Annotated in this window: 27 protein-coding genes; 15 read left to right on the forward strand and 12 right to left on the reverse strand. The window is 57.1% G+C overall.

Going from position 1 to position 25,906, the window contains the following annotated elements:
* Positions 1-99 precede the first annotated feature (99 nt).
* The 4 genes from KHU33_RS03885 to KHU33_RS03900 all read right to left on the reverse strand — a co-directional run bounded on the left by KHU33_RS03885 (position 100) and on the right by KHU33_RS03900 (position 3,069).
* Positions 100-774: a BON domain-containing protein gene (locus tag KHU33_RS03885; protein WP_211461201.1), complete on the reverse strand. Its 675-nt coding sequence runs from the start codon at positions 772-774 to the stop codon at positions 100-102.
* Positions 767-1,363 carry a phosphoheptose isomerase gene (locus KHU33_RS03890; protein WP_211461202.1) on the reverse strand — a complete coding sequence of 199 codons (597 nt, stop codon included), beginning with the start codon at positions 1,361-1,363 and terminating at the stop codon, positions 767-769. The genes KHU33_RS03885 and KHU33_RS03890 overlap by 8 nt, the downstream gene beginning before the upstream one ends.
* A 156-nt stretch (positions 1,364-1,519) precedes the next feature.
* A complete protein-coding gene (locus KHU33_RS03895) occupies positions 1,520-1,888 on the reverse strand; it encodes a YraN family protein (protein WP_211461203.1) in 369 nt (122 codons plus the stop codon).
* Positions 1,889-1,905: 17 nt separating this feature from the next.
* Positions 1,906-3,069: a penicillin-binding protein activator gene (locus tag KHU33_RS03900; RefSeq protein ID WP_211461204.1), complete on the reverse strand. Its 1,164-nt coding sequence runs from the start codon at positions 3,067-3,069 to the stop codon at positions 1,906-1,908.
* 12 nt (positions 3,070-3,081) lie between these two features.
* Between KHU33_RS03900 and rsmI the strand changes: the two genes are divergently transcribed.
* Together rsmI and KHU33_RS03910 are read left to right on the forward strand one after the other, a co-directional pair.
* Positions 3,082-3,987, forward strand: coding sequence for a 16S rRNA (cytidine(1402)-2'-O)-methyltransferase (rsmI, locus tag KHU33_RS03905; RefSeq protein WP_211461205.1), 906 nt, complete (start codon positions 3,082-3,084; stop codon positions 3,985-3,987).
* A gap of 272 nt (positions 3,988-4,259) precedes the next feature.
* On the forward strand, positions 4,260-6,158 hold the full coding sequence (locus KHU33_RS03910; RefSeq protein WP_211461206.1) for a potassium transporter Kup: 1,899 nt from the start codon (positions 4,260-4,262) through the stop codon (positions 6,156-6,158).
* Positions 6,159-6,200: 42 nt separating this feature from the next.
* Here KHU33_RS03910 and trmB read toward each other — a convergent pair whose 3' ends face one another.
* The 8 genes from trmB to KHU33_RS03950 all read right to left on the reverse strand — a co-directional run bounded on the left by trmB (position 6,201) and on the right by KHU33_RS03950 (position 11,677).
* Positions 6,201-6,881, reverse strand: a complete 681-nt coding sequence (trmB, locus tag KHU33_RS03915; protein WP_211461207.1) for a tRNA (guanine(46)-N(7))-methyltransferase TrmB — start codon at positions 6,879-6,881, stop codon at positions 6,201-6,203.
* Positions 6,882-6,997: 116 nt separating this feature from the next.
* Complete coding sequence (locus tag KHU33_RS03920) at positions 6,998-7,255, reverse strand: BTH_I0359 family protein (RefSeq protein ID WP_014008142.1); 258 nt, start codon at positions 7,253-7,255, stop codon at positions 6,998-7,000.
* 304 nt (positions 7,256-7,559) lie between these two features.
* Entirely contained in the window at positions 7,560-7,982 is a 423-nt protein-coding gene (locus KHU33_RS03925; RefSeq protein WP_211461208.1) for a carboxypeptidase-like regulatory domain-containing protein, read from the reverse strand.
* A gap of 180 nt (positions 7,983-8,162) precedes the next feature.
* The gene (locus KHU33_RS03930; protein WP_211461209.1) at positions 8,163-8,375 is read right to left on the reverse strand and encodes a DUF3460 family protein; all 213 of its coding nucleotides are present in this window, start codon (positions 8,373-8,375) and stop codon (positions 8,163-8,165) included.
* A gap of 78 nt (positions 8,376-8,453) precedes the next feature.
* Positions 8,454-9,968, reverse strand: coding sequence for a YifB family Mg chelatase-like AAA ATPase (locus tag KHU33_RS03935; RefSeq protein WP_211461210.1), 1,515 nt, complete (start codon positions 9,966-9,968; stop codon positions 8,454-8,456).
* Between the two features lie 10 nt (positions 9,969-9,978).
* Positions 9,979-10,221 (reverse strand): accessory factor UbiK family protein, encoded by a 243-nt coding sequence (locus KHU33_RS03940; protein ID WP_211461211.1) that lies wholly within the window; start codon positions 10,219-10,221, stop codon positions 9,979-9,981.
* A gap of 182 nt (positions 10,222-10,403) precedes the next feature.
* Positions 10,404-11,153: a GNAT family N-acetyltransferase gene (locus tag KHU33_RS03945; RefSeq protein WP_211461212.1), complete on the reverse strand. Its 750-nt coding sequence runs from the start codon at positions 11,151-11,153 to the stop codon at positions 10,404-10,406.
* Between the two features lie 53 nt (positions 11,154-11,206).
* Positions 11,207-11,677, reverse strand: coding sequence for a GNAT family N-acetyltransferase (locus tag KHU33_RS03950; protein WP_230414036.1), 471 nt, complete (start codon positions 11,675-11,677; stop codon positions 11,207-11,209).
* Positions 11,678-11,848: 171 nt separating this feature from the next.
* On the opposite strand from KHU33_RS03950, the gene pdxR reads away from it, so the two are divergent.
* From pdxR to KHU33_RS04015, 13 genes are all read left to right on the forward strand, one after another.
* Positions 11,849-13,306 carry a MocR-like pyridoxine biosynthesis transcription factor PdxR gene (gene pdxR, locus KHU33_RS03955; protein ID WP_211461214.1) on the forward strand — a complete coding sequence of 486 codons (1,458 nt, stop codon included), beginning with the start codon at positions 11,849-11,851 and terminating at the stop codon, positions 13,304-13,306.
* Positions 13,307-13,589: 283 nt separating this feature from the next.
* On the forward strand, positions 13,590-14,363 hold the full coding sequence (locus tag KHU33_RS03960) for a TorF family putative porin (RefSeq protein ID WP_211461215.1): 774 nt from the start codon (positions 13,590-13,592) through the stop codon (positions 14,361-14,363).
* A gap of 61 nt (positions 14,364-14,424) precedes the next feature.
* Positions 14,425-14,763: a P-II family nitrogen regulator gene (locus KHU33_RS03965; RefSeq protein WP_038493850.1), complete on the forward strand. Its 339-nt coding sequence runs from the start codon at positions 14,425-14,427 to the stop codon at positions 14,761-14,763.
* Between the two features lie 13 nt (positions 14,764-14,776).
* A complete protein-coding gene (locus tag KHU33_RS03970) occupies positions 14,777-16,339 on the forward strand; it encodes an ammonium transporter (RefSeq protein ID WP_211461216.1) in 1,563 nt (520 codons plus the stop codon).
* Positions 16,340-16,466: 127 nt separating this feature from the next.
* Complete coding sequence (locus KHU33_RS03975) at positions 16,467-17,015, forward strand: GNAT family N-acetyltransferase (protein WP_329956020.1); 549 nt, start codon at positions 16,467-16,469, stop codon at positions 17,013-17,015.
* A 326-nt stretch (positions 17,016-17,341) separates the two neighbouring features.
* Entirely contained in the window at positions 17,342-18,646 is a 1,305-nt protein-coding gene (gene gshA, locus KHU33_RS03980) for a glutamate--cysteine ligase (protein WP_211461218.1), read from the forward strand.
* Positions 18,647-18,684: 38 nt separating this feature from the next.
* Positions 18,685-19,626: a glutathione synthase gene (gene gshB, locus KHU33_RS03985; RefSeq protein WP_211461219.1), complete on the forward strand. Its 942-nt coding sequence runs from the start codon at positions 18,685-18,687 to the stop codon at positions 19,624-19,626.
* 111 nt (positions 19,627-19,737) lie between these two features.
* Positions 19,738-20,142 carry a PTS sugar transporter subunit IIA gene (locus KHU33_RS03990; protein ID WP_211461220.1) on the forward strand — a complete coding sequence of 135 codons (405 nt, stop codon included), beginning with the start codon at positions 19,738-19,740 and terminating at the stop codon, positions 20,140-20,142.
* A 64-nt stretch (positions 20,143-20,206) separates the two neighbouring features.
* Complete coding sequence (locus tag KHU33_RS03995; protein ID WP_211461221.1) at positions 20,207-20,476, forward strand: HPr family phosphocarrier protein; 270 nt, start codon at positions 20,207-20,209, stop codon at positions 20,474-20,476.
* A gap of 135 nt (positions 20,477-20,611) precedes the next feature.
* Positions 20,612-22,381 (forward strand): phosphoenolpyruvate--protein phosphotransferase, encoded by a 1,770-nt coding sequence (gene ptsP / locus KHU33_RS04000; RefSeq protein ID WP_211461222.1) that lies wholly within the window; start codon positions 20,612-20,614, stop codon positions 22,379-22,381.
* Positions 22,382-22,623: 242 nt separating this feature from the next.
* Complete coding sequence (gene metX, locus KHU33_RS04005) at positions 22,624-23,802, forward strand: homoserine O-succinyltransferase MetX (RefSeq protein WP_211461223.1); 1,179 nt, start codon at positions 22,624-22,626, stop codon at positions 23,800-23,802.
* The gene (metW, locus tag KHU33_RS04010; protein ID WP_211461224.1) at positions 23,792-24,394 is read left to right on the forward strand and encodes a methionine biosynthesis protein MetW; all 603 of its coding nucleotides are present in this window, start codon (positions 23,792-23,794) and stop codon (positions 24,392-24,394) included. Before metX ends, metW begins: the two co-directional genes overlap by 11 nt.
* Before the next feature lie 101 nt (positions 24,395-24,495).
* A complete protein-coding gene (locus KHU33_RS04015) occupies positions 24,496-25,749 on the forward strand; it encodes an AmpG family muropeptide MFS transporter (protein ID WP_211461225.1) in 1,254 nt (417 codons plus the stop codon).
* Positions 25,750-25,906 lie beyond the last annotated feature (157 nt).

Here is a 25,906-nt window from a genome sequence, read left to right on the forward strand (position 1 = left end):
AAAAAAAAAAGCCGCCGGACAATTTGTCCAGCGGCAACGTTATATGACAAGAAGCGGAAAAGCAAGCCGCTTCCGATCCGGCGTTTCAAGGCAATGCCACTACTTAGCGCTTTCCTTGGCGCTTTCCCTCGGCGCCGATGACATTTGCGTCAATTCATCTTCGGTGATGTATTCAAATACCTTGACCACTTTTTGCACACCGCTGACGCCCGCAGCGATTTCGGCGGCGCGTTTGCCTTCCCGTTCGGTGACGCGGCCCATCAGGTAGACATTGCCGCGTTCGGTCACCACTTTGATCGAGTTGCCGAACACGTCTTTGGCATCCACCAGGGAAGCGATGACTTTACTGGTGATGAAGGTATCGTTGGAGCGCGCCGAGAAAGTCGACGGTGCGCCGATCGCCAATTCATTGGCCACGGCATGGACGTTTTCGATGGATTGCGCTTCGCGTTCCGCTGCCGCCTTGGCTGCATCGTCACGCACTTCGCCGGTCAGCAGCACCTTGCGGTTGTAGCTGGTGATATTGACATGGCCGTCCTGGCCGACGACGCCGGGAATCCGGGTTTCGGCCTTGACCATGATGGCCTTGTCCTCGGTCTGCGCGCCCAGGGTGCGGCGATCCGTCGCGGCAAAGCCGCCGGCGACAGCGCCGCCCAAGGCCAGCGCCACGCAACCTTGCAAACCCATCACCACTGTGCCGCACAATGCTATTGCAGCCAACGGGCGTTGCCAGTTGCTCCTGCCTGCCTGCCACCGGTTTTGCCGATCAATCATTCGCATCTCCTCCAAATAAAGCGACATCGATGCCGTCGCATAAGCAGTGAATCGTTAGCAGATGGACTTCCTGGATGCGCGCGGTACGGTCATGCGGCACAGAGATGTGGACATCTGCTTCAGTCAGTTTCTTGCCGATGGCGCCGCCGCCTTTGCCGGTCATGGCAACCACCCGCATGTCACGCTCCAGCGCGACATCGATGGCGGCCAGCACGTTGGCTGAGTTGCCCGAAGTCGAGAACGCCAACAGCACGTCGCCGGCTTGTCCAAACGCTTGCACCTGCTTGGAAAAGATTTCGTTGTAACTGTAGTCGTTGCCGACCGCCGTGATGATCGAGGTATCGGTCGTCAGCGCCAGTGCCGGCAGCGGCAGCCGCTCCCGCTCAAAGCGTCCCACCAGTTCAGCCGCAAAATGCTGGCAGTCGGCGGCAGAACCGCCGTTGCCGCAGGCAAGAATCTTGTTGCCATTGGACAGCGCAGAGAACATAAGTTCAACTGCGCTGGCAATCGGCCCCGCCAGGACTTCTGCTGCGCGGGCCTTGAGTTCGGCACTTTCGTTGAAGTGCGCCAGGATGCGTTGATTTATCATGATGTCGGTATTGAGTGTGGATGCTGCTGGTCGGCTGCTTGATGTCGGCCGATATTTGCGGGATTGTTTTCTGGTTAATATGCCGGCTGTGGCTATCGTGGCCTGATTATAGCGGTCGTTACTGTTTTCGTCGGCAACTCATCGTCGGTAACTCAATCAGGCCTCGAAGGCTTGCCTGATCCATTCGATGGCGTCGCCCTCAATCGCAACGACATCGAAGCGGCAGGCCGGTGGATCGGCGTAACGCTGCAGGAAAATTTGGGCGGCAACGATGAGTTTGGCCTGTTTGCTGCGCGTTACGCTGGCTGCGGCGCCGCCGTAGCGCGGACTGCTGCGCTGCCTGACTTCAACAAAAACCAGCAGATCCGAGGCTGGTTCAGCCAGGATCAGATCGATTTCGCCACCCTTGCAGCGGAAATTCTGCTCAATCAGCTTGAGCCCGTGTTGCTGCAAATAGCTCAGCGCGCGCGCTTCCGCGATTTGGCCGCTGGCCTGGCGTGGCGATAGCGCTGTCAGGAATTTCATCAGAGCGCTAACTTGAATCAAGGTGCGACTAGCGGCATGACGACGCCGTTCCGATAGACGGCGCCCGGTTCTATGCGTTCAAAGCTGGGCGTGCCTACGCCAAAACTGACCTTCAACTGGCCGGTCACGCCATCGATCTGGAAGACGGTATTGCGCGCAGCGATTTCATGGGCGATGCGGAAAGCATCGATGCCCAGCGCATACAGGCGCTCCAGATCGGCATTGGGGCGCTGATCGGCGGCCAGCGGCTGGTGCGGATAGATCATGACGGCCGGGTGATCGGGCTGCACCTGCCATGGAATATCCAGCAGTTGCACGCCGTTCAGTTCAGGGATCTGATGTTCCGGGTTATTGTCGTTGAGGATCAGCGGATTCAACTGGGAAATGCCGAAGATCGGCGTTTCCTGGCCAATCGCGCTGCGCACCTGCTTGGTCTGGTCGGCGCTCAGCGCGGCAAACAGCAAACGCGGATTTTCGCTTTGTATGCGTTGCTGCAATTGCGTCAGCGCGCCGGCGGTGAAGCTACCGTCTTCCAGGTTCAAGGTCAGCAGATCGGCGCGCAGTCCGCTGCCTTGGATCTGTTGTGCGAAGGCGTTGGCGACGCGTTTTTGCCAGGCGGCGTTGGTGCTCAATACGAACACCGTGCCAGGCGCATAATCGGCGCCGACCCAGCTCGCAACTTGCCGCGCTTCGGCCTCGATCGACAAACCTATCGGCAGCAATTGCTTGGGCAATGTCATTTCCCGGCCGGCGGAAAAATCCGGCTGAGTCAGGGCGACCGTCGGCTTTTCCACTTTGCCGTTCTGGATGATGGCGGTGAGGCCGGTGCGCGATAGCGGGCCGACCAGGATATCGTATTTCTTGCTGGCAGCGAGATAGGCGGCCAGCATCTCGCCAGGCGTGTCGGCAGCTTCTATCACGGTTACGGCCAGGCCATTATTGTCGCGTTCGTAAGCGCTGAGAAAGCCGCCGCGCACGGCGTCGGCAGCTGCGCCGAGAGGGCTGGAGCGCAAAGGCAGCAGCAAGGCGATGCTGGCCAGCGGGATCGTGTCGGCGCCGCCATCCGGGCTGGCTGATCCGGCGATGGTTGTGTTTGCCAGCGCAGGCGGGCACAATCCGTTCAACAAGATACCCGCCAGTAGTACAAAACACCACGCCAGCCTGGCCCACTTATATAACATTTATCACTCCCCATGACTCATCAATTTGCCAGCAGCCTCATCAACCCAGCGATTTTGGATGAGGTGGCGCAGCAAGCGTATCCAGCGTCGACATTATATGTGTTGGCCACACCGATCGGAAATGTCTGCGATATCAGCCTGCGGGCCCTTCATGTATTGTCCATGGTCGACGCCGTGGCCTGCGAAGACACGCGCAATACCGCGCATTTGCTGAGCCGCTACGGTTTATCCAAGACCTTGCTGGCGGCGCACGAGCATAACGAAAGGGAAGCCGCGGAAAAGATTGTCGCCCGTCTGCAGGCCGGCGAACGCATCGCGCTGGTCTCCGATGCCGGCACGCCGGCGGTCTCCGATCCCGGCGCGCGTATCGTCGACGCCGTGCTGCACGCCGGTTTGCGCGCCTTGCCGCTGCCCGGGCCGTCGGCGGCCATCACCGCGCTGTCGGTCAGCGGCCTGGTCAATGATCAGTTCCAGTTCATCGGATTCTTGCCGAGCAAGGCAAAGCAGCGCGAGATCGTACTGGCCGGCCTGGTCGGGGCCACTGCGACATTGGTGTTGTATGAGGCGCCGCACCGGATCATAGAAACCGTCGACGCCTTGTTGCAAGCCTTCGGTTCGGCGCGTCAAATCGTGCTGGCGCGTGAGCTGACTAAATTGTTCGAGAGCGTGCACCGTTGTTCCTTGGGCGAGGCGCCGGCCTGGCTGGCGGCCGATGGCAATCGGCAGAAGGGCGAATTCGTGCTGCTGATCGAAGCCGCGCCGGCCGCGCTCGACGATAGCGCGGAAGGGGAGCGGGTTTTGCAGATATTGCTGGCAGAATTGTCGATCAAGCAAGCTTCGGCTCTGGCGGCGCAAATTACCGGACAAAAGAAAAATGCCTTGTATGAGCGGGCGCTGGCATTAAAAGCCGCTGAATAAGATGGCAAATTGGATATAAAAGAAAATTTTCTGCTATCAAGGAATGCGCTCTTAATTCCTTAGACTTGCCCATGAATATGCACAGATTGATAGGTGCAGCGATGTATTTTAGCAACGGCGACGACATTGCAAATTAGTTCCGGCGCCGGGTTCGATAGTAAAATCCGCCACCTTGCGCAATGCGGTAGGAAGTTTCAGGAAAAGCAATCAAATTAAAGTAAGTGGGCCACACATTTGCCAGACTTGCCCTTACCAATAAGATGAGAGAAAACATGAGTAATACGCAAACCAGCAGCGCCGGATTCAAGTCAGCCCGTCTACACATCATTACGCTGGCTGCATTGGGCATCGTGTTCGGCGATATCGGCACCAGTCCGCTGTACGCGTTGAAAGAATGTTTTAGCGCCGAGCACGGCATCCCGTTTACGCCGGCTGCGGTGCTGGGGATTATCTCGATGCTGTTCTGGGCGATCACCATTGTGGTCTCGCTGAAATACGTATTGTTCGTGATGCGCGCCGACAATAACGGCGAAGGCGGGGTGCTGGCCTTGATGGCCTTGTCGCTGCGCACCGCCAAAACCGGTTCGGGCCGCGCCAAACTGTTGATGATGCTGGGTGTATTCGGGGCCTGCATGTTTTATGGCGACGTCGTGATTACGCCCGCCATCTCGGTCCTGTCGGCGGTAGAAGGGCTGGAGATCGCCACGCCCGGACTAAGTAGCTATGTGGTGCCGCTGTCGCTGGTGATCCTGATCGGACTGTTCCTGATCCAGAAACATGGCACCGCGCTGGTGGGGAAATTGTTTGGCCCGGTGATGTTCATCTGGTTCTTGTCGCTCGGTCTGCTGGGCATTTTCAACGTGCTCAAGGCGCCGGAAATCCTGGTGGCGATCAATCCTTATTACGCCATTGCTTTCATGCAGCAGCATGCGCTGCAAGCTTTTGTCGTGCTGGGCTCGGTGGTGCTGGTGTTGACCGGCGCCGAGGCCTTGTATGCTGACATGGGGCATTTCGGCATCCGGCCGATCCGCTTTGCCTGGCTGTTTACCGTCATGCCTTGCCTGATGCTGAATTATTTTGGCCAGGGCGCGAATTTGCTGATCAACCCGAGCGCGGTTCAGAATCCGTTTTACCTGATGGTGCCGGACGCCTTGCTGATGCCAATGGTGATCCTGGCGACTGCCGCTACCGTGATTGCATCGCAGGCCGTGATTTCCGGCGCGTTCTCGCTGACCAGCCAAGCCATCTTGCTGGGGTTCGTTCCACGCATGCGGATTTTGCACACTTCTGAAGATGAACGCGGCCAGATCTATGTGCCGGTGATCAACTGGATGCTGCTGATACTGGTGGTTGCGGTGGTGCTGGCCTTCAAGAAATCCGACAATCTTGCCGCGGCTTACGGCGTTGCAGTCACCACCACCATGCTGATTACGACAGTGCTGGCAGCGGTCGTCATGCGCACCATATGGAAATGGAATCCGTTCCTGGTAGCGTTGGTCATCGGCGCCTTCTTCATCGTCGACTTTGCTTTCTTTGCCGCCAATCTGCTGAAGATCGTTGACGGCGGCTGGTTCCCGCTATTGCTCGGCGGCTTTGCATTTTTCCTGCTGATGACCTGGTACTCCGGCCGCATGCTGTTGCGCGATCGCAGCAAGGACGAAGGCATTCCGCTGGAACCCTTCGTCGAAGGTTTGCTGGCCCACCCGCCGCACCGGGTGGAAGGCACTGCGGTATTCATGACCGGCAATGTGGCGACCGTGCCGGTGGCGCTGCTGCACAACCTGAAGCACAACCGCATTTTGCACAAGCGCGTGTTTTTCCTGAAAATCAGCATCTGGGACGTCCCCTTCGTCGCAGACAAGGAACGTCTGACCTTGAAGGAATTGGGCAGCGATGTATATATCCTGCGTTCCGCCTTTGGTTTCAAGGAAGCGCCTGATGTACAGACAGTGATGGCGTTGGCCAGCAGTCAGTTCGGTCTCGAATTCGACGTGATGGATACTTCCTTCTTCCTGGCGCGCGATACTGTGATCCCGAGCAAGATTCCGGGCATGCAGCTATGGCGTGAAAAACTCTTCGCCTGGATGTATCAGAATGCCGCCAAGCCGTCTGACTTTTTCCATATCCCGGTGAATCGGGTGGTTGAATTGGGCACCAAGGTCGAAATCTAAGCTGCCAGGATTACCCCCGCAAGCCGTTCCGGCTTGCGGGATTCACCGAGCGCCGAGGTCTGCCCGGCAACGCCACAAATGATGGCCGGAAGCCAGGTATTTACTCTCGAACGGGGTGATTGGCAGCTGCGGCAGATATGCCTCGCAGCCAATCTCCAGGCCGCTCAATTGGCGCAAGGCGCTGGCGCACTCCTCCACATAAATCTGCCAGTTACTGCGGCATTCCAGAATCCCGCCCAGAGCGACGATATCCGGAAACACCGGATGGCCGTGCCAGCGGCGGCTCAGCTGGCCAATCTTCGGCCAGGGATTCGGGTACAGCAAATAGTGCCGCGCCGGAAAAATGCGCGCGGCTAAAAGCAGGCGCCAATAATCCACCAGATCAGCGCGAATCCGCATGAAATTCTGGGCCAATGGCGTAGCGCCAGGCCATAAGGTATTGCGGCCAACCCGGTCTGCCGACTGGTCGACCCCAATCACGAAATGATCGGGATACTGCGCCGCCAGATGCATGCTCGACAGGCCGACGCCGCAACCCGCGTCCAGGATCAAGGGCAGGCTGCCGGCAGCGCGCCAGGCAGCGATGCTGTCATCGAAAGCGCGCTGGTTGTAAGCGCTTATCGGTTTTTGAAAAGCATGCGCCGCGTGTTTGGCGACGGTGGCTGCAAGCTGGTCATGGACGCCGCTCTGGGCACTGTGAATCGGGCTGGAATTGGCGTACATGGAGACAAGCCGAAAACATAACTACGGCAATACCTAAACCGTCCCAGTCTTCCCGATGATTGTCGACGGCGTCGGCAACCGCAGGTTGACTGAAACGAGGTGGATCGGAAAGGGAATTACTGCAAGGTTACGGGCTGACTCATCATCGAGTCATAATTGCCCAAAAAGGCATCGATATCTTCGATGCTTGGCTCGGTCGCGATCAGATCTTCGACCCCTTTACGGAAAAATTCGGCCAAAGCGCCAGCAATGAAAATCTCACGCTTGAATGATTTATCGACGATTTCATAGCCGCCGAAGCGCAAGGCTTCACGTTGTTCATCGGCACCAAATTCGACGACGCTGTATTGGTCACTGTTATAAATCAGGTTCATATGCGCTCCCGGTAATTAAGACAGAAGGTAATGATCGAGTAAGCAGTTTTCAAGCCAGCAAATGAAAATATTATTTTTTAACTCCTTTTCCGAGAGACATGTTTCAAATGAGACATATTTATCTGGTGAAGAATTTAAGTATTAGTTTCATTTATATACTACGCCACCGCCTTTATTTGTCACGAACTAAATGTTGATGAAGGCTGTGCATTTTTCCTAAGAGCCATTCAAAATCACTATATCTCGTGAGCAATGCATGCTCGAATCGCCGTTGCCAAATTGTGCTGCTGGTGTTGCGGATCTGCTACTCAAGCCATTCAAACATGATGTGTTGATGTGATCCAGGTTTGATGGTCACATCCTGTGCCTTGGTCTGACCGTTCTTGCTTGCCTCCAGGTGATAACGCCCGGCTGGCAGCCGCGCCAGGAAGAAAGGCCCTTTTGACACGGTGTCCAGCACGGTGTTGCGACTGGCGTCGCTCAGTTTCACCTTTACGTCGGAAGTAAATTCATCCTTAGGCTTGGCCTTGATGACAAATTCGAGTTCCAGGGAATAGTTATTTGCCATTTGCTGGATGGCGGTCGATTCGTCTTCTCCGATACCGCCTGACAGGTAGGTGGTGGCGCCGCTGGTGGTCGGCTGCAGCCGGCCCTGCGTAGCATCGGCTGCAAATGCCAGGTTGGCCGCCATCAATACAGACAGGACAAAAAGAGAGCGCTGGTTCATGATGCTTCCTCCAAAAATGCGTCTCCCGGCATGGGGGATGGCTGAATGGGGAAAAACACGTTGACGCGACTATGAAGAAATTCGGCACGCCTACAGAATGCATCTTAGTGGCCGAAAATTAAAATGCGCTTAAATCGGGTTTGCTGCGTCGGATTTGCCGCAGGTTTGTTATTAACCCGATCAGCTGTAGTAGTAAGGTTTGGTCGGCACGCTATCCTCGTTAGCTTTTTTCAATTCGCCAAGATCGACGTCGCGATCCCAGAATATGTGCCAGCCCCGGCTTTGCTCGTCGATCTCTTCCGGATGTTCTTCGAGAAATTTGTTCAGGAACTGTGTGATTTCCGAGACATAACCATCATGGCCGACTTTGTAGTCTTTCCGTTTGCTAAACATATGGCCTCCAGTCCTGATAATTTTTGGACTGCCAATGGCGCCGCGAGTTTCCTTGGCGTGTTTCCGAAGCGGCAAGACTCACATGCCCTGCAGCGCACGCCGATACTGTATCGCCTCCGCCACGTGTGCAGAGCCGATGGCATCGGCTGCTGCCAGATCGGCGATGGTGCGCGCCACTTTCAACACGCGATGATAGGCGCGCGCGGACCAGTTCAGATGTGTCATCGCGTCTCGCAGGATCTTTTCGGCGGCGCCGTCGGGCTTGCAATAATCGTCGATCTGATTGGCTGACAAGCCATTGTTTTGTTTGCCCTGGCGCGCTAGTTGTACTGCGTGCACTTGCGCCACCCTGGCCGCTATCGTGGCTGACGATTCGCCGTCGGCCTGCTTCAGCAATTGATCGTGGGGCACTGCCGCCACCTGGATCTGCATGTCGATCCGGTCCAGCAGCGGCCCCGAGATTTTGTTTTGATAGCGCAGGATATGGTCGGGTGTGCAGCGGCATTGCCTGGTTGCATGCCCCAGGTAGCCGCAAGGGCAGGGATTCATCGCCGCCAGCAGCTGGAACTGCGCGGGGAAATCAGCCTGGCGCGCCGCCCGCGAAATCGTGATGTGGCCGGATTCCAGCGGCTCACGCAATACTTCCAGCACGCGCCGATCAAACTCCGGCAGTTCGTCGAGAAACAATACGCCACGATGCGCCAGCGAAATCTCGCCGGGGCGCGGCGGGCTGCCGCCGCCGACCAGCGCTACGCCAGACGCGGTGTGATGAGGCGCCCGGTACGGGCGCACCTTCCAGCGCGCACCGGAAAAGCCGCTGGTGAGCGATTGCACTGCCGCCGATTCCAGCGCTTCACGGTCGCTCATGGGCGGCAGAATTCCTGGGAAACGTGCCGCCAGCATGGATTTTCCGGTACCCGGCGGCCCTACCAGCAAGACGCTATGCGCTCCGGCAGCCGCTACTTCCAGCGCGCGTTTGGCTTGCACTTGCCCTTTGACATCGCTGAAATCGGCGTAAGGTGGCGGCCGTCGCTGCGGTTCCGCCGTGTGGCGTAACAGCCTGGTTTCTTGCTGCCTGGAAGAAAAGTGGGCGCACACCTGCAATAGGCTGTCCGCCGGGAAAATGCGAGCATCGCCGACCAGTGCCGCTTCGTCGGCATTGCCGCGCGGCAGGATGAATGCACGCTGTTCGTCGCAATCTGCAGTCATGGCGAAAGTCATCGCCAATGCACCGCGTATCGGTCTTAATTCGCCTGACAGCGACAGCTCCCCGGCAAATTCATATTGATCGAGTTCGTCGGACGGCATTTGTCCCGATGCAGCCAGGATGCCGAGCGCAATCGGTAAATCGAAGCGGCCTGATTCTTTCGGTAAATCGGCGGGCGCCAGATTGACCGTGATACGGCGCGAGGGAAATTCAAAACGGGCGTTTTGCAGCGCTGCGCGGACCCGGTCTTTGGATTCCTTGACCTCGGTTTCGGGCAGGCCGACGATGGTAAAAGATGGCAGGCCGTTGGCCAGATGGACTTCAACTGTGACTGCGGGCGCTTGCATGCCTGCCAGCGCCCGGCTTTTCAATACAGCCAGCGTCACTGGTGCGCCGTCATGGGCGCTTCAATTGGGTTTCAAGCTCGGTTACGCGGGCTTCAAGCGCTTCGAGTTTTTCACGGGTGCTGGCCAGCACCTGGGCTTGCACGTCAAATTCTTCGCGCGTGACCAGATCCAGTTTGGAGAAACCCTGGCCTAGCATTGCTTTGACGTTTTTCTCGATATCCTTGGCGGGAGAATTTTCGATAGCGTGATTGATCTTGGCTTGGATGTCTTCAAAAAAATTGGGTTTGTTCATGATCGCCTCTTGAAAATCATTGTGGGACAGAGTGTAAGAGCCGCCTGGCTAACCTTGCGGCGAATCGCTCTGTCCTCCAACTGACTAGATAAAACGGTTAAATTGCAAAGAATGTCAGTTAGAGAAAAATGATAACCGATACCAGCAAACCCGACATGGAAATTATGATTCCGCGCGGCAGTTTAAGCCATTACTGCTGCCACAGAGTTGCCTTGCATCTCAAGAAATTCAGCGCGAATTTCCTGCAGCGTTTTTTTCTGCCTCCCCTGCGCATCGAAATTATCCACCCGCAGCCAGGCTTCGAAAACCGCCTTTTGCGCCGGCCATTCGCTATCGAACATCGAGAACCAGGCGGTGTCGCGATTCTTGCCCTTGAACACGCGATGTTGCTCGAACAGACCTTCGGCAGCGAAGCCGAAGCGCAATGCCGCCTGTTGCGAGCGCAGGTTGAGTGCATTGCATTTCCATTCCAGGCGCCGATAGCCAAGATCGTCGAAAGCATGCCGCGCCAGCAGGTAAATCGCTTCTGTCGCCTGCCGGTTGCGCTGCAGCCTTGCACTAAACCAGATGTGGCCAATTTCGATGGAGCCCTGTTCCGGCGTGATGACGAGGTAGCTGAGCGCGCCGGTGGCTTGCCCGCTCTGCCGATCAAAGACGCTAAAGAACAAGGGATTCGTGCTGCCGGCGCAGTTCTGCAGCCAGGTGTTGAGGTCCTGCGGATTGTCAAACGGGCCGGCCGCCAGGTAGTCCCATTGGGCCGGATCGGCGTCGACCGGGTGTTCGGCCAGATACAAGGCCGGGGCGTCACGTTCGGCATCCAGCGGCAGCAGCCGTATGCTGCTCCCTTGTAATGGAATGCGCTGCGGCAGCGCTGCCGGTTTCCAGTCGGGAAGCGGTCTGCCGGTTTCTGATTTGATGGATTGCTGGGGCATGCTGTATTTTATTTGAATGAATAAGGGTAACTCGGCCGAGAACAGCCGCATTGTTAGTCGAGCTGTTTGCGATATTGGACGAAACCGGAGCGTTGCGCGATGCGGTCGTACAGCTGCATCGCGGTGCTGTTGGTCTCATGGGTCAGCCAGTGCACGCGTGAGCTGCCGGCGGCTTTGGCTTGTGCGTATACATGCTCGATCAGTTGCCGACCGACGCCGCTGCCGCGATGTTGCGGGGAGACGTATAAATCCTGCAGATAGCAGGAATCTTCCACTGTCCAGCAGGTGCGCTGGAAAATCCAGTGGACCAGGCCGAGCGCTTCGCCATCCGCCATTGCCAGCGCGCCGAATATCGGCTCTTTGGGGTCCAGGATGCGTTGCCAGGTCACCAGGCGCGTAGCTTGCGGAATCTGAACTTCATAAAAATCCTGGTAACCCTGCCATTGCAGCTGCCAGATGGCAAAGTCCTGCTCGCTGAGCGGTTTGATCTGAATTTGCGGGCGTGCTGTTGATTCTGAAGCCAAGATAACCTCCTGTGAGAATGCGATGGCGATAAACGCTGGTGAGCGAGAAGCGGGTAAAAAAACAAGTAAAAAACCAGCGTTTATCGTAGCGTCATAAGTTGGTATCATCAAAGATCCAAGATTGATTATATTTATAGGTCCAATGTGAAAACCGCAGCGCCGTCTCTTTCTATGAATCTGGATCCGGCCGGCATCACGCTCAACGGCGGCAAAGGTCTAGCCAAGCAACTCTACCTGGCGTTGCGGCAGCGGATTCTGGCAACCCCTGACACTTACCGCATCAAATTGCCCACTTCACGCAACCTTGCGCTGGCCCTGCAGGTATCGCGCAATACCGTGGTGCGGGCTTACGATCAGCTGTATGCCGAGGGAATTATCAACAGCAGGGTCGGCGACGGTACCTACGCCGACGGCCTAGCCGCCGCCGTTCCTAAACCTGATGCACGGATCTCGGCAGCACCCGTCATGCAGCAATCGTCCATGTTGCAGCGCTTGCGCGGATATGACACGCGGCGCCGCATGTCGGACGGCCCGGCGCGCGCCTTCCGGCTCGGGATCCCGGCCTACGATTTGTTTCCGAATGAGATCTGGGGGCGCTTGCATAGCCAGTTCTGGCGTCACGCACCGCTGGCGCAGATGGGCTACGGCGACGCCGCCGGCAGCGTTCGCCTGCGTGAATTGATCGCGGCTTATCTGCGGCAAGCGCGCGGCTTGGTCTGCGCGCCGTCGCAAATCATGATCACCGCCGGCGCGCTGCACGGCATCGCCTTGTGCGCACAATTGCTGCTCGATGCGGGCGATAAGGTCGCTATCGAGAATCCCTGTTATCCCTCGGCGGCGGCGGCGCTGACCGTGGCCGGCGCGCAGCTGGTAGGAATTGCGCTAGACCAGGATGGGATGGACACCGCGCAGCTGGCGCAGCATGCGGACTGCCGGATGGCGTATGTGACGCCGTCGCATCAGTATCCGGTCGGGGTGACGCTGTCGTTAGCGCGCCGGCTCGAATTGCTGGCTTGGGCCGAGCGCCACAATACCTGGATCATCGAAGACGATTATGACGGCGAATACCGCTATGACGGCACGCCGCTGGCGCCGCTGGCGGCGCTCGATCACAGCGGGCGTGTGTTGTATGTTGGCACTTTTTCAAAAATCGCTTTTCCCGGCTTGCGGCTGGGTTATCTGGTGCTGCCGCCCAAACTGATGCCAGCGCTGATTGCGCTGCGCGCCATGGGGGATCGGCATCTGCCTGCGGCGGACCAGGCGGTGATGGCGGAGTTTATCGCGGCCGGGCATTTCCAGCGCCACATCCGACGCATGCGGCGCGCCAGCCGTGCCCGCCGCGACGCCCTGATGGACGCCTGGGCGCCGTTGTTCGGGCAGCAACTGCCTTTGCCGAAGGTTGCCGCGGGTTTGCATCTGAGTCTGCCCCTGGCAAGCGCCGGACAGGAGACCGAGCTGGTGGCCAAGGCCCTCGCTGTGGGCGTCGAGATCAATCCGCTCAGCCATTTTTGCCTGCCTGGCCAAAACCTCAACCCGCTGCATCGCGCAGGTTTGGCTTTAGGTTTTGCCGGCGTCGACGAGGCGTCGATCCGGCGCGCATTGCTGTCTCTGCAACAAGCTTGGCTTTGATTTGTAGTCGACTACATATTGTCATGTAGTTTATTCTGAATATTTTTGCACCAAAATGAGGCTAATTTAAATTGACGCCTTAATTTGGTGCTTTTTTTTGCCAATATTTTTTGCAAGAAAGCTCTTTAATTAACAATCAGTAAAAAGTCCTCGGCAAAATGCCCCATAAGGGTTTGTTGCTGAAGAAAAAGGAGGAGCAAAGCAGTTGGCATGGGTTCTGCTATGGAAAGTTTGAAGAGTAATGATTTATCGGTTTTTCATTCAACATACCAACAGGACACCCATGAAAAAGCTGATTTTAGCCGCAGCAATAGCAACGAGTTTTGCCACGAACTTTGCGCATGCCGAAGATGCCAAACCGGACAACGAGATCAGTTACAACATCGGCGCCGTCAACGACTATCGCTACCGCGGTATCTCGCAAACGCGTTTCGACCCGGCGCTGCAGGGCGGCGCGGACTACACCAATAATCCGACCGGCCTGTATGCAGGTACCTGGCTGTCCAACATCAAGTGGATCAAGGATGCCGTCGACAGCGCCAATACGGGCACCGGCGGCAAGGGCCCGATCGAATGGGACATCTACGGCGGCAAGCGCGGCGATCTGCCTGGCGGTTTCACCTATGACGTCGGCGGTCTGTACTACTACTACCCGACCAACAATTACAGCCAGATCGGCAAAAACGCCAATACTTTCGAACTGTATGGCCAGCTCGGCTATGGTCCGGCCTATTTCAAATATTCGCATGCAATGACCAATCTGTTCGGCACCGTGAACAGCAAGAACAGCGCTTACTACGATGCCGGCGCCAATATCGATGTCGGCGCGGGCGTTACGCTGGGCCTGCATCTTGGCCATCAGACGGTGGAGCACACCAGCTTCGCCAGCTACACCGACTGGAAAGTCGGCGTCACCAAGACCTTTGAGCAACTGGCTGGCGTGACTTTGGGGCTGGCCTATGTCGGCACCGACGCCAAGGACGGCGCTTATGTCAGCCCGAGCGGCAAGAATCTGGGCAGGAACGGCGCTGTGTTTTCTGTAGCGAAGACCTTCTAATCGACATCAGACAGCAGCAACACGGCGGCAGCTGCCGCCTCACACAACAAACGAGGCCGACATGAAACTGATTACAGCGATCATCAAACCATTCAAGCTCGACGAAGTGCGTGAAGCACTTTCGGCGATCGGCGTGCAGGGCATTACCGTGACCGAGGTCAAGGGTTTCGGTCGCCAGAAAGGCCATACCGAGCTATATCGCGGCGCCGAGTACGTGGTCGACTTTTTGCCGAAGACGAAAATCGAAGCAGCGGTAGACGACAGCATTCTGGAACAAGCGGTAGAAGCAATTGAAACCGCAGCCCGTACCGGCAAGATCGGCGACGGCAAGATCTTTGTGTTTGATCTGCAGGAAGTTATTCGTATTCGTACCGGTGAAACCGGCAAAGATGCAATCTAAGGGGATAAAAAATATGAACATCAAAAGAACGTTTGCTACGATTTTAGCGGCTTGCTCGCTGATCGCTGCTACTTCCATGTTGCCAGCGTCGGCCGCCGACGAAGCGTCTGCAAGCGCAAGCGTAGCAGCGGCCAGTGCAGATGCATCCGCCGCGTCAGCTGCTTCAACTGCTGCGCCTGCAGCGGTGGCTGCAGCACCAGCCGCCGCAGCACCGGCCGCCGCTGCTGCCAGCGCTTCCGCTCCGGCTGCTGCACCTGCAGCGCCGGTGCCGAACAAGGGCGACACTGCCTGGTTGCTGGTGTCTACCGCGTTCGTGATACTGATGACCTTGCCAGGTTTGGGTTTGTTCTACGGCGGCCTGGTACGCAGCAAAAACATGCTGTCGGTGCTGATGCAATGCTTCACCGTGTTCTCGCTGATCATCGTGCTGTGGATACTCTACGGTTACAGCATCGCGTTCACCGAAGGCAATTCCTTCTTCGGTGGTTTCAGCCGCCTGTTCTTGCACGGCATGACGCCTGATTCGGCGGCCGCCACATTCAGCAAGGGCGTGGTGGTACCTGAATTTGCCTATGTGGTGTTCCAAGGTGCGTTTGCCGCGATTACCTGCGCCCTGATCATCGGCGCTTTCGCCGAGCGCGCCAAGTTCTCCGCGATCCTGGTATTCACCGTGTTGTGGTTCACTTTCGCCTATCTGCCGATAGCGCATATGGTCTGGTTCTGGCCTGGTCCGGATGGCTTTACCGATGCCGCTGCCGCTGAAAAACTGACCGCTACCGGCGGCTGGCTGTTCCAACAGGGCGCGCTGGATTTCGCTGGCGGCACCGTGGTGCATATCAATGCCGCTGTCGCTGGCCTGGTTGGTTCTTATGTGATCGGCAAACGCGTCGGTTTCGGCAAGGAAGCGTTCAAGCCGCATAGCCTGACCTTGACCATGGTCGGCGCCTCGCTGCTGTGGTTCGGCTGGTGTGGTTTCAACGCCGGCTCTGCGCTGGAAGCCAACGGCAGCGCCGCACTGGCCTTCATCAATACCTTGCTGGCGACTGCCGCTGCGGTGTTGAGCTGGAGCGCCGGCGAATGGATCGGCAAGGGCAAGCCTTCGATGCTGGGCGGCGCTTCGGGTGCTGTCGCTGGCCTGGTGGCGATTACGCCTGCCGCCGGTTTTGTCGGCCCGATGGGCGCCTTGATCATGGGCTTGCTGGCTGGCTTCGTCTGCCTGTGGGGTGTCACCGGCCTGAAGCGCTTGCTGGGTGCGGACGATGCGCTGGATGTGTTCGGCGTGCATGGCGTCGGCGGTATCCTGGGCGCCTTGCTGACCGGTGTGTTTGCAGCGCCTAGCCTGGGCGGCGTCGGCATCTATGATTACGTCACCAACGCCGTATTGCCCGACTATTCGATCTCCGGCCAGTTGTGGATCCAGTTTCAAGGCGTGCTGACGACCCTGGTCTGGTCCGGCCTGGTTGCGCTGATCGCATTCAAGCTGGTCGATATCGTCATGGGATTGCGTGTGACCGAGGAAGAAGAACGCGAAGGCCTGGATATCTCCAGCCATGGCGAATCTGCTTATCACGACTAAGTCATGCCTGACCGCGCCGGATAGCTGCAGCACTGGCTATCCGGCGCGATGTTCTACCTAGTCCCGGGTCGATAGCCACGACCCGGGATTTTTGTTTTTTTGTATGTCCGTTTCAGGAGATTTCAGCGTGGACCCGAGCATCACTCCGCAGCGTTTGAGCACATGCACGGTCGAGGACGTCAGGCCGAACCAGTTCGATCAGGTGGTGGGGCCGCTCACCGATATTCTGATGGCCTGCGTGAGGCAAGGAGCCATTGTCGGTTTTTTGAGTACACCGAATGCCGAAGATGCGTTTTCATTCTGGTACGGCGTCAACGGCTCGCTGGTAAGCGGCGGCCGGCGTTTGCTGGTGGCGCGTTTTGCCGGCCAGATCGTCGGCACCGTGCAACTGGTGCTGGCCGCGCCGGCCAACGGCCATCACCGCGCTGAGATTTCCAAGTTGCTGGTGCATCCCGATGTGCGGCGCAAAGGCGTGGCGCGCATATTGATGCAGCGGGCAGAAGCCATCGCACGCGCCGACGGCCGCTCCTTGCTGATCCTGGATACACGCACCGGCGATGCGGCAGAATCTTTGTATCGCTCGCTAGGGTTCGAACTGGCCGGCGTCATTCCCGCCTATGCCCGCTCGACGGCGGGCAAGCTGACTGACAGCAGCTTCATGTACAAGCGGATTTGAGTATCGCAAGATAAAGGCAAGCGGGAAATCGGGCCGGATTCGATAGCAATATGACACAAAGAAAGGCGTCCTGGCGGCGCTTTTTTTGTTTTTCCGGACTTTAAAAATTCCCAACTGGCCCGATGTAAACTTGGCTTATAGACTCGGTTGCGGGGCTATCGTTTTGGATGGCGTCACATCGGGTGAGCGGCGGAAGAATGCATTTCCCGTTAGAATCGGCGTCTCTTGCACGTTGTGGATTGTTGTGGAGATCCCGAAACAACACTTTTATCACAGGCAGTTGCGCTAGTTGCAGACGCTACATAGTTCCCAAAAGAAAGTTTTATATGGTTCCCCACCTTGTCACTGCCCTGAACGGTCCCTTGCTCGACCTGGAAAAGAAAATTCTTGCAGCCACGCCGGCCATCGAGCGCTGGTTCCGGATGGAGTGGCAGGAGCACACGCCGCCGTTCTATTGCTCGGTCGACCTGCGCAATTCAGGCTTCAAGCTGGCTCCGGTCGATACCAACCTGTTCCCGGGCGGTTTCAGTAATCTCTCGCCGGAGATGTTGCCGCTGGCGATACAGGCGGCGATGGCGGCTATCGAAAAATATTGTCCGGATGCCAAGAATCTGTTGCTGCTGCCGGAGCTGAACACGCGCAATACTTTCTATTTGCAAAACGTGGCGCGGCTGATGCAGATTTTCCGTCAGACCGGTTTGCATGTGCGGCTGGGTACGCTTGATGAAAACTTGAAGGAAGCGCAAACCATCGAGCTGCCGGATGGCAGCACGATCACGCTGGAGCCGCTCGAACGTTCCGCCAACGGCCGCCGGCTGGGCCTGAAGAATTTCGACCCGTGCACCATTTTGCTGAATAACGATTTGTCTTCCGGCACGCCATCGATTCTGGAAAATCTTAACGAGCAAAATCTGTTGCCGCCGCTGCACGCCGGCTGGACCGTCCGCCGCAAGAGCAACCATTTCGCCGCCTATGATGAAGTGGTCAAGAAATTCTCCAAGCTGGTGGATGTCGATCCGTGGATGTTGAATCCGTTTTTCGCCAAGGTCGACCAGGTGGATTTCCAGGCCGTCGACGGCGGCGGCGACGACAAGCTGGCCGCCAGCGTCAGTTCGCTGCTGGCAAAGATACGCAAGAAATACAAGGAATACGGCATCACGGAAAAGCCGTTCGTGATCGTCAAGGCCGATGCCGGCACCGACGGCATGGGCGTGATGAGCGTGACCGATGTCAGCCAGATCAAGGAATTGAGCCGCAAACAGCGCGAGAAGCTGTCGCTGGGCAAAGCCGGCAACGAAATTCACGACTTGATCATCCAGGAAGGCGTGCATACTTTCGAGCACATCAATGACGCGGTGGCAGAACCGGTGGTGTACATGATCGACCGCTACGTGGTCGGCGGTTTTTACCGGGTGCACGCCGAGCGCGGCATCAATGAAAACCTGAACGCACCGGGCGCCCATTTCGTACCGCTGGCCTTTGCCCAGCAACATGCGCTGCCGGACATGCTGGCGAAACCGGGCACTACCGCCCCGAACCGGTTCTATATGTACGGCGTGGTCGCGCGCCTGGGTTTGCTGGCGGCTTCGCTGGAAATGGAAAAGACCGATCCGAATCCGGAAGAATATTAATTAGCGCTCTGTCCTGACAACCATAGGGTCCAAAAAAAATGAAAATTGCCTTCCTCGCCGATCCGCTCAACACCTTCAAGACGTATAAGGATTCAACTTACGCAATGATGGTCGAAGCCGTCAAACGCGGCCATACCATTTATGCGTTCGAGCAAAAAGACATGGCGCTGGAAAGCGGGATTGTCACGGCCAATGTGGTCCGCGTCAGCTTGACCGGGGAAGATAAGGACTGGTACCGCGCCAGCGCACCGGCGGCCATGTTCCTGTCAGAGTTCGATGCGATCCTGTTGCGCAAAGATCCGCCTTTCGACATGGAATATATCTACACCACATATCTGCTGGAACTGGCGGAAACACAGGGTGCGCGGGTATTCAACAAGCCGCAGGCGATTCGCGACCACAATGAAAAGCTGGCGATTGCCCAATTCTCGCAATACACCTCGCCCACCTTGGTGACGTGTGACGCGGCCCGCTTGCGCGCCTTCCATGCAGAACATCACGACGTGATCCTGAAGCCGCTCGACGGCATGGGCGGCATCGGCATTTTCCGGGTGCGGCAAGACGGCATGAATCTCGGCTCCATCATTGAAACCCTGACCGACAACGGTCATCGCACCATCATGGTCCAGCGTTTCATTCCAGAAATCGTTGCCGGCGACAAGCGCGTGCTGGTGATCGGCGGCGAGGTCGTTCCCTATTCGCTGGCGCGGATTCCGCAAGGCAGCGAGGTGCGCGGCAATCTGGCGGCTGGCGGCATCGGCGTGGCGCAGCCGCTGACGGCGCGCGACCGCGAAATTGGCGAAGCACTTGGGCCGGTGTTGTCACAGCGAGGCTTGTTACTGGTAGGATTAGATGTGATTGGCGATTATCTGACCGAAGTCAACGTCACCAGTCCAACTTGCTTTCAGGAAATTAAGCAACAAACCGGTTTTGATGTTGCCGAGATGTTCATCAATGCACTGGAAGCAGCGTTGCAATAAGAGATTTGTATTGTCCTGATCGTTAGCTTTAATTCAGGGATCAGGATGGTCGTTGACGTAAAACCGTTGTAAACCCGGACAAATCCGCAATTCGGATTTGAGATTGACACTATGATTGGCATTCTCCTTTTAACCCACGCCCCCTTGGGCCAGGCATTTATCGCAGCCGCCTCTCACGTGTTTCGTCAGACGCCGGAGCGGCTCGAAGCGATTGATGTCGTCGCCGACCAGAATCCTGCCGAAGTGCAAAAACTGGCCAAGCAGGCTGCGGCGCGCCTGGACGACGGTTCCGGCGTATTGGTGATTACCGACGTCATGGGCGGTACCCCATCCAATTGCACGCTGCCGTTTTGTACCGGCAACCAGACTCAGGTGATTGCCGGCATCAGTTTGCCGATGCTGCTGCGCGCCTTGACCTATCGCAACGATACGCTCGACGTGGTGGCCGAAATGGCGCTGGCTGGCGGTCAGGGCGGGGCGGTCAGGGTCGATAACCGGGTGCGGGTGGCGCATTAAGCACCGGGTTTTCAATGCCTGGGTTTTTCAATACATTAGATATTAAATATTAGATAAAAGACCAATGATTCAACAAGAAATCGAAATTATCAATAAACTCGGCCTGCACGCTCGCGCGTCAGCCAAATTTACACAACTGGCAAGTAAATTCAAAAGTGAAGTCTGGATGACCCGCAACAAGCGCCGCGTCAACGCCAAGTCGATCATGGGCGTGATGATGCTGGCAGCCGGTAAGGGCAGCATGATATTGCTGGAAGCCGACGGCGAGGATGAGAAGACCTGCTTTGATGCCTTAAATCAGCTGATTCAAGACAAGTTCGGCGAAGGTGAATAAAAAAACGGCTTACTCCTAGGCCACCTTCGACAGCTTTAGCCCGGTTGCCTTGGAGATGGAGTGTTGCCGCCGGCTTGGCGGTTCCTGACTCTGTCTCGCAATTAATAAAAACATATTTTTCAGCGGGCTGACCAGATGGCATCCTTTACTTTACATGGCATTCCGGTTTCGCGCGGCATCGCGATCGGCCGCGCCCATATGCTGGCGCCGGCGGCGATGGACGTCAAACACTACCTGATCGGCGAAGCCGAGGTCGAAGCAGAAGTCCAGCGCTTGCAAAACGCAGTCGCCAAGGTACGCACCGAGCTGCAGACCATCCGCAGCGATTTGCCGAAAGAATCGCCGCCCGAGCTGGGCGCTTTTGTCGACGTCCATCTGCTGATCCTGTCGGACCCGATGCTGGCGGAGATGTCGCTCGATATCATCCGCAACCGCCAATACAACGCCGAGTGGGCGCTGGTGACCCAGATCGATGAGTTGTCGGCGCAGTTCGACGAAATCGAAGACCCCTATCTGCGCGAGCGCAAAATGGACGTGCTGCAGGTCGGCGAGCGCCTGTTGAAAGTGCTCACCGGCACCTCCACCAGATTGCCGGAAGTCGATAGCGACGGCGCTTCTTTTGCCAATATCGTGGTGGTCGCCTATGACATTTCGCCGGCCGACATGCTGCAATTCCGCGATCGCGCGTTCGCCGGTTTCGTCACCGATCTCGGCGGCCAGAATTCACATACGGCGATTGTGGCGCGTAGCCTGGATATCCCGGCCGCAGTCGGCATGAATAACGCCTCGCGCCTGATCAAGCAGGACGACTGGATCATCATCGACGGCGATGCCGGGGTTGTGATTGTCGATCCGGCAACGGTGATACTCAAGCAATACCGCGAGCGGCAGGCGCATCTGCTGCGTTCGCGCAGGAAGTTAGGCAAGATCAAGAAGACCCGCGCGGTCACGCTGGACGGCACCGAAATCACCTTGCTGGCGAATATCGAACTGCCCAGCGACTGCACGGCGGCGATGGATGCCGGCGCTAGCGGGGTCGGGCTGTTCCGCTCGGAATTCCTGTTCATGGGCCGCATCGGCACCCAGCATGAGTTGCCGAACGAGGATGAACAGTTCGAATCCTATCGGCAGGCGGTGGTAGCAATGAAGGGCCGGCCGGTGACCATCCGCACATTGGATGTCGGCGCCGACAAGCCGATCAATACCGAGGAGCAGACCGCGCTCAACCCGGCGCTGGGCTTGCGCGCGATCCGTTACTGCCTAGCAGAGCCGCAACTGTTTCTGACGCAGCTGCGGGCAATTTTGCGCGCTTCCGCGTTTGGCAAGGTGAAGCTGCTGATTCCAATGCTGGCGCATGCCTTTGAAATCGATCAGACCCTGGCCATGATCGCGCAAGCCAAGCAACAGCTGCGCGACGAGGGCGTCGCCTTCGACGAAACGATCCAGACCGGCGCCATGATCGAGATTCCGGCAGCGGCGTTAGCCCTGCCGATGTTTATCAAGCGCATGGATTTCCTGTCGATCGGCACCAACGACCTGATCCAGTATACGCTGGCGATCGACCGCGTCGATCACGAAGTGGCGCATCTGTACAACCCGCTGCATCCGGCGGTCTTGTTTTTGTTGTCGACCGTGATTGCGCTGGGCCGCAAGGCCGGGATTCCGGTGTCGGTATGCGGCGAAATGGCAGGCGACGTTAAATTTACGCGTTTGTTGCTGGGCATGGGTTTGCTGGAGTTTTCCATGCATCCGGCGCAGTTGCTGGCGGTGAAGCAGGAAGTGTTGAACAGCGATCTGGATGACCTGACGCTGCAAACCAGGAAAATCCTGCGCAGCACCGAGCCAAGCGCGATTGCGGCGGCAGTCAACCAGATGCGCATGACAGCACGAAAGATACTTGTTTAGGATTTACGCAACTTATCGTTCCAGTTTGACGCCAAGCCCTGACTTGGTTATTCTTGAGCTATCGCGCCGATTTGAATGGTTTCACCACCTCAGCTTGCGGGCGCGCGGCATCACCCGGTCTCCGGATCAGGCGATGCCAAATAAATACGGCTAAAGCGAGCTTGAAGTACAAGCCCAGAATTTAGCCCGATTAGCGAAAGCTCTCGGGCTTTTTTTATTGTTATCAGGATCAGGTCCTTACCATGTCCCTTGGAATAGTTTCCCCGCAATCCATGCATTTCGCGACGCCGCTGCAATTGCAAAGCGGCGCGCTGCTGGCGGATTACACGCTGGTGTACGAAACCTATGGCAGTCTCAATCCCGACAAGTCGAATGCGGTGCTGGTCTGTCACGCCTTGAACGCCTCGCATCACGTCGCCGGCGTGTATCAGGACGACGAAAAGAATGTCGGCTGGTGGGACAATATGGTGGGGCCCGGCAAGGCGCTTGACACCAATAAATTCTTCGTCATAGGCGTCAACAACCTGGGTTCCTGTTTCGGCTCTACCGGCCCCATGCACATCAATTCCGCCACCGGCAAACCTTACGGCGCAGAATTCCCGGTAGTGACGGTGGAGGATTGGGTGCAAGCCCAGGCGCGCCTGGCCGATGCGTTGGGCATTACGCAATTCGCCGCCGTCATGGGCGGCTCGCTGGGCGGCATGCAGGCGTTGGCCTGGAGTTTGATGTATCCGACCCGCCTGCGTCATTGCGTGGTGATTGCCTCGACCCCCAAGCTGTCGGCGCAAAACATCGCTTTCAACGACGTCGCGCGCCAGGCCATTCTGACCGACCCGGGCTTTCACGGCGGCGATTATTACGCCCATGGCGTGGTGCCCAAGAACGGTTTGCGGGTGGCGCGCATGGTGGGCCACATCACCTATCTGTCGGATGACGACATGGCAGAGAAATTCGGCCGCGACCTGCGTTCCGGCGCCTACCAGTTCGGCTTCGGCATCGATTTCGAAATCGAATCGTATCTGCGCTACCAAGGCGATAAATTCTCCGAATACTTTGACGCCAACACCTATCTGCTGATCACCAAAGCCCTCGATTATTTCGACCCGGCCAAGGAATTCGATGGCGACCTGACGCGCGCATTGAGCAAGACCCAGGCGCAATTCCTGCTCGTGTCGTTCATGACCGACTGGCGTTTTTCGCCGCAACGCAGCCGTGAAATAGTGCAGGCTTTAGTCAACAACAGGCGTCGCGTCAGTTACGCCGAGATTGACGCTCCGCATGGCCACGATGCCTTTTTGCTGGACGACCCGCGCTATATGGCGGTGGTGGGCGAATATTACAACCGTATCTGGCAGGAGCTGGCGCAGCCGGCCGCATCGAGCGCAGTCACTGAGGTAGCAGGAGCAGTACATGAATTTTGAACAATTAAGCAGTTTGCGCCCCGATCTGGCCTTTATCGCGCACTGGGTGCGCGGCCAGTCGCAAGTGCTCGACCTGGGTTGCGGCGACGGCGTCATGCTCGATTATCTGCAATCCGACAAGCAATGCGCCGGCTACGGCGTGGAAATCGATGACGCCAAGATTCCGGTTTGCGTGGCGCGCGGGGTTTCGGTAATTCAGCAGGATATGGAGGCCGGTCTGACGCTGTTTGCCGACGATGCCTTCGATACCGTGCTGTGCCTGTCGGCCTTGCAAATGATGAAAAATGTCGAAGGCGTATTGCGCGATATCGCCCGGGTCGGACGCGAAGCGATCGTCTCCTTCCCCAATTTTGCCTACTGGCCGCATAGAGTGGCGCTATTGCGCGGCCGCATGCCGGTTTCCAAGTCCTTGCCTTACGAATGGTATGACACGCCCAATCTGCGTTGCGCCACCATCAAGGATTTTGAAGAACTGGCCAATGAGGTCGGCCTGGAAGTGCTGGAATGCGTCGCCCTGCATGATGGCCAGCCGATTTCGGTACTGCCTAACTGGCGTGGTAGTCTGGCGGTATTTCGCTTTCGTAAGAAATAAACCTGTAAAAAATAACGGATATGACGCTGGACCGGAGCTTGAATTAATCTGCGCCACGGTCTGGCGTCATATCCTAAACTCCCGCAACCGCGGGCGCATCCATGACATCAGATTCAAATCCCTGGCATCACTATCTCAACCGGCGCATGCTGATTTGCGCCTTCCTCGGCTTCAGTTCCGGTCTGCCGCTGTTCATCCTGCTCAGTTTGTTGCAAGCCTGGCTAAGTAAATCCGGCCTTGACGTGAAGGCGCTCGGCTTGTTCGCGCTGGTGATGTTTCCTTACACCTGGAAATTCGTCTGGTCGCCGTTGATGGATCGCTTCCATTTCGGCAAACTAGGCCGCAGGCGCAGCTGGATGATGTTGACCCAGGCCAGCCTGTTCGTCGCCATCGGCGGCATGGGCATGCTCAATCCGCATACGCAGGTGGCGACGATTGCCTGTATGGCTGCGCTGGTGGCGTTTCTGTCCGCCAGCCAGGATATCGTGATCGACGCCTATCGGCGTGAAATCCTGCCGGACAGCGAGCAGGGCCTGGGTGCGGCCATCAACGTCAATGCCTATAAGGTGGCGGGCATGGTGCCGGGCGCCTTGTCGCTGTTTCTGGCCGATCACGTGAGCTGGCAGACGGTATTCTGGATTACGGCGGGCTTCATGCTGCCGGGTCTGATCTGCACGTTGATGATTAAAGAGCCGACGGTGTACGGCACGCCGCCAAAGAATCTGCGGGAAGCCGTTTTGTTGCCATTTCAAGAGTTTATTGTTCGGGACGGTTGGCGTAGCGCGCTGTGGATCTTGGCTTTTATTTTTCTGTATAAGCTCGGCGACAGCATGGCAACCGCGCTTGCCACCAGATTTTATATCGATCTTGGTTTTTCGCTGACGCAGATAGGCGTCATTTCCAAAACCACCAGCTTGTGGGCCAGCCTGGTCGGCGGCCTGGTGGGCGGTGTCTGGATGGTGCAGATCGGGATTAATCGCGCCTTGTGGATTTTTGGCGTGGTGCAAGCGGTGACTATTCTCGGATTTGCCTGGCTGGCCCAGGTTGGACCCGATCCGTTGGTGTTGGCCATTGTGATCGGCGGCGAGGCATTTGGCGTCGGTCTCGGCACCGCCGCTTTCGTGGCGTATATCGCGCGCACTACCGATCCCCGCTACACGGCAACGCAATATGCCTTGTTCACCAGCCTTGCTGCAGTGCCGCGTACCTTTATCAATTCTTCGGTCGGTTACATTGTTGCCGAAACCGGTTGGTTCCATTTTTTCATTTTATGTTTCGGGCTGGCATTGCCGGGGATGTTGATTCTGTTCAAGGTCGCACCGTGGAATGAAAAGTTAGATGTTGTCGAAACATAGAAAACCCTGTTGCATCTTAGAAAAAGGATTAGAATCAAATCGTATAATCCTCTTCTGGGCCTAGTCAAAAGATGACAGTAGCCGATCAAGGAACTGCGAAAAGCTGAAGAGGTCGAATTAGTGAAAGTAATTTGTTCAATTTGTTTTCGCAACATCG

The sequence above is a fragment of the Collimonas silvisoli genome, from assembly GCF_018305005.1.
Classification (GTDB): Bacteria; Pseudomonadota; Gammaproteobacteria; order Burkholderiales; family Burkholderiaceae_D; genus Collimonas; species Collimonas silvisoli.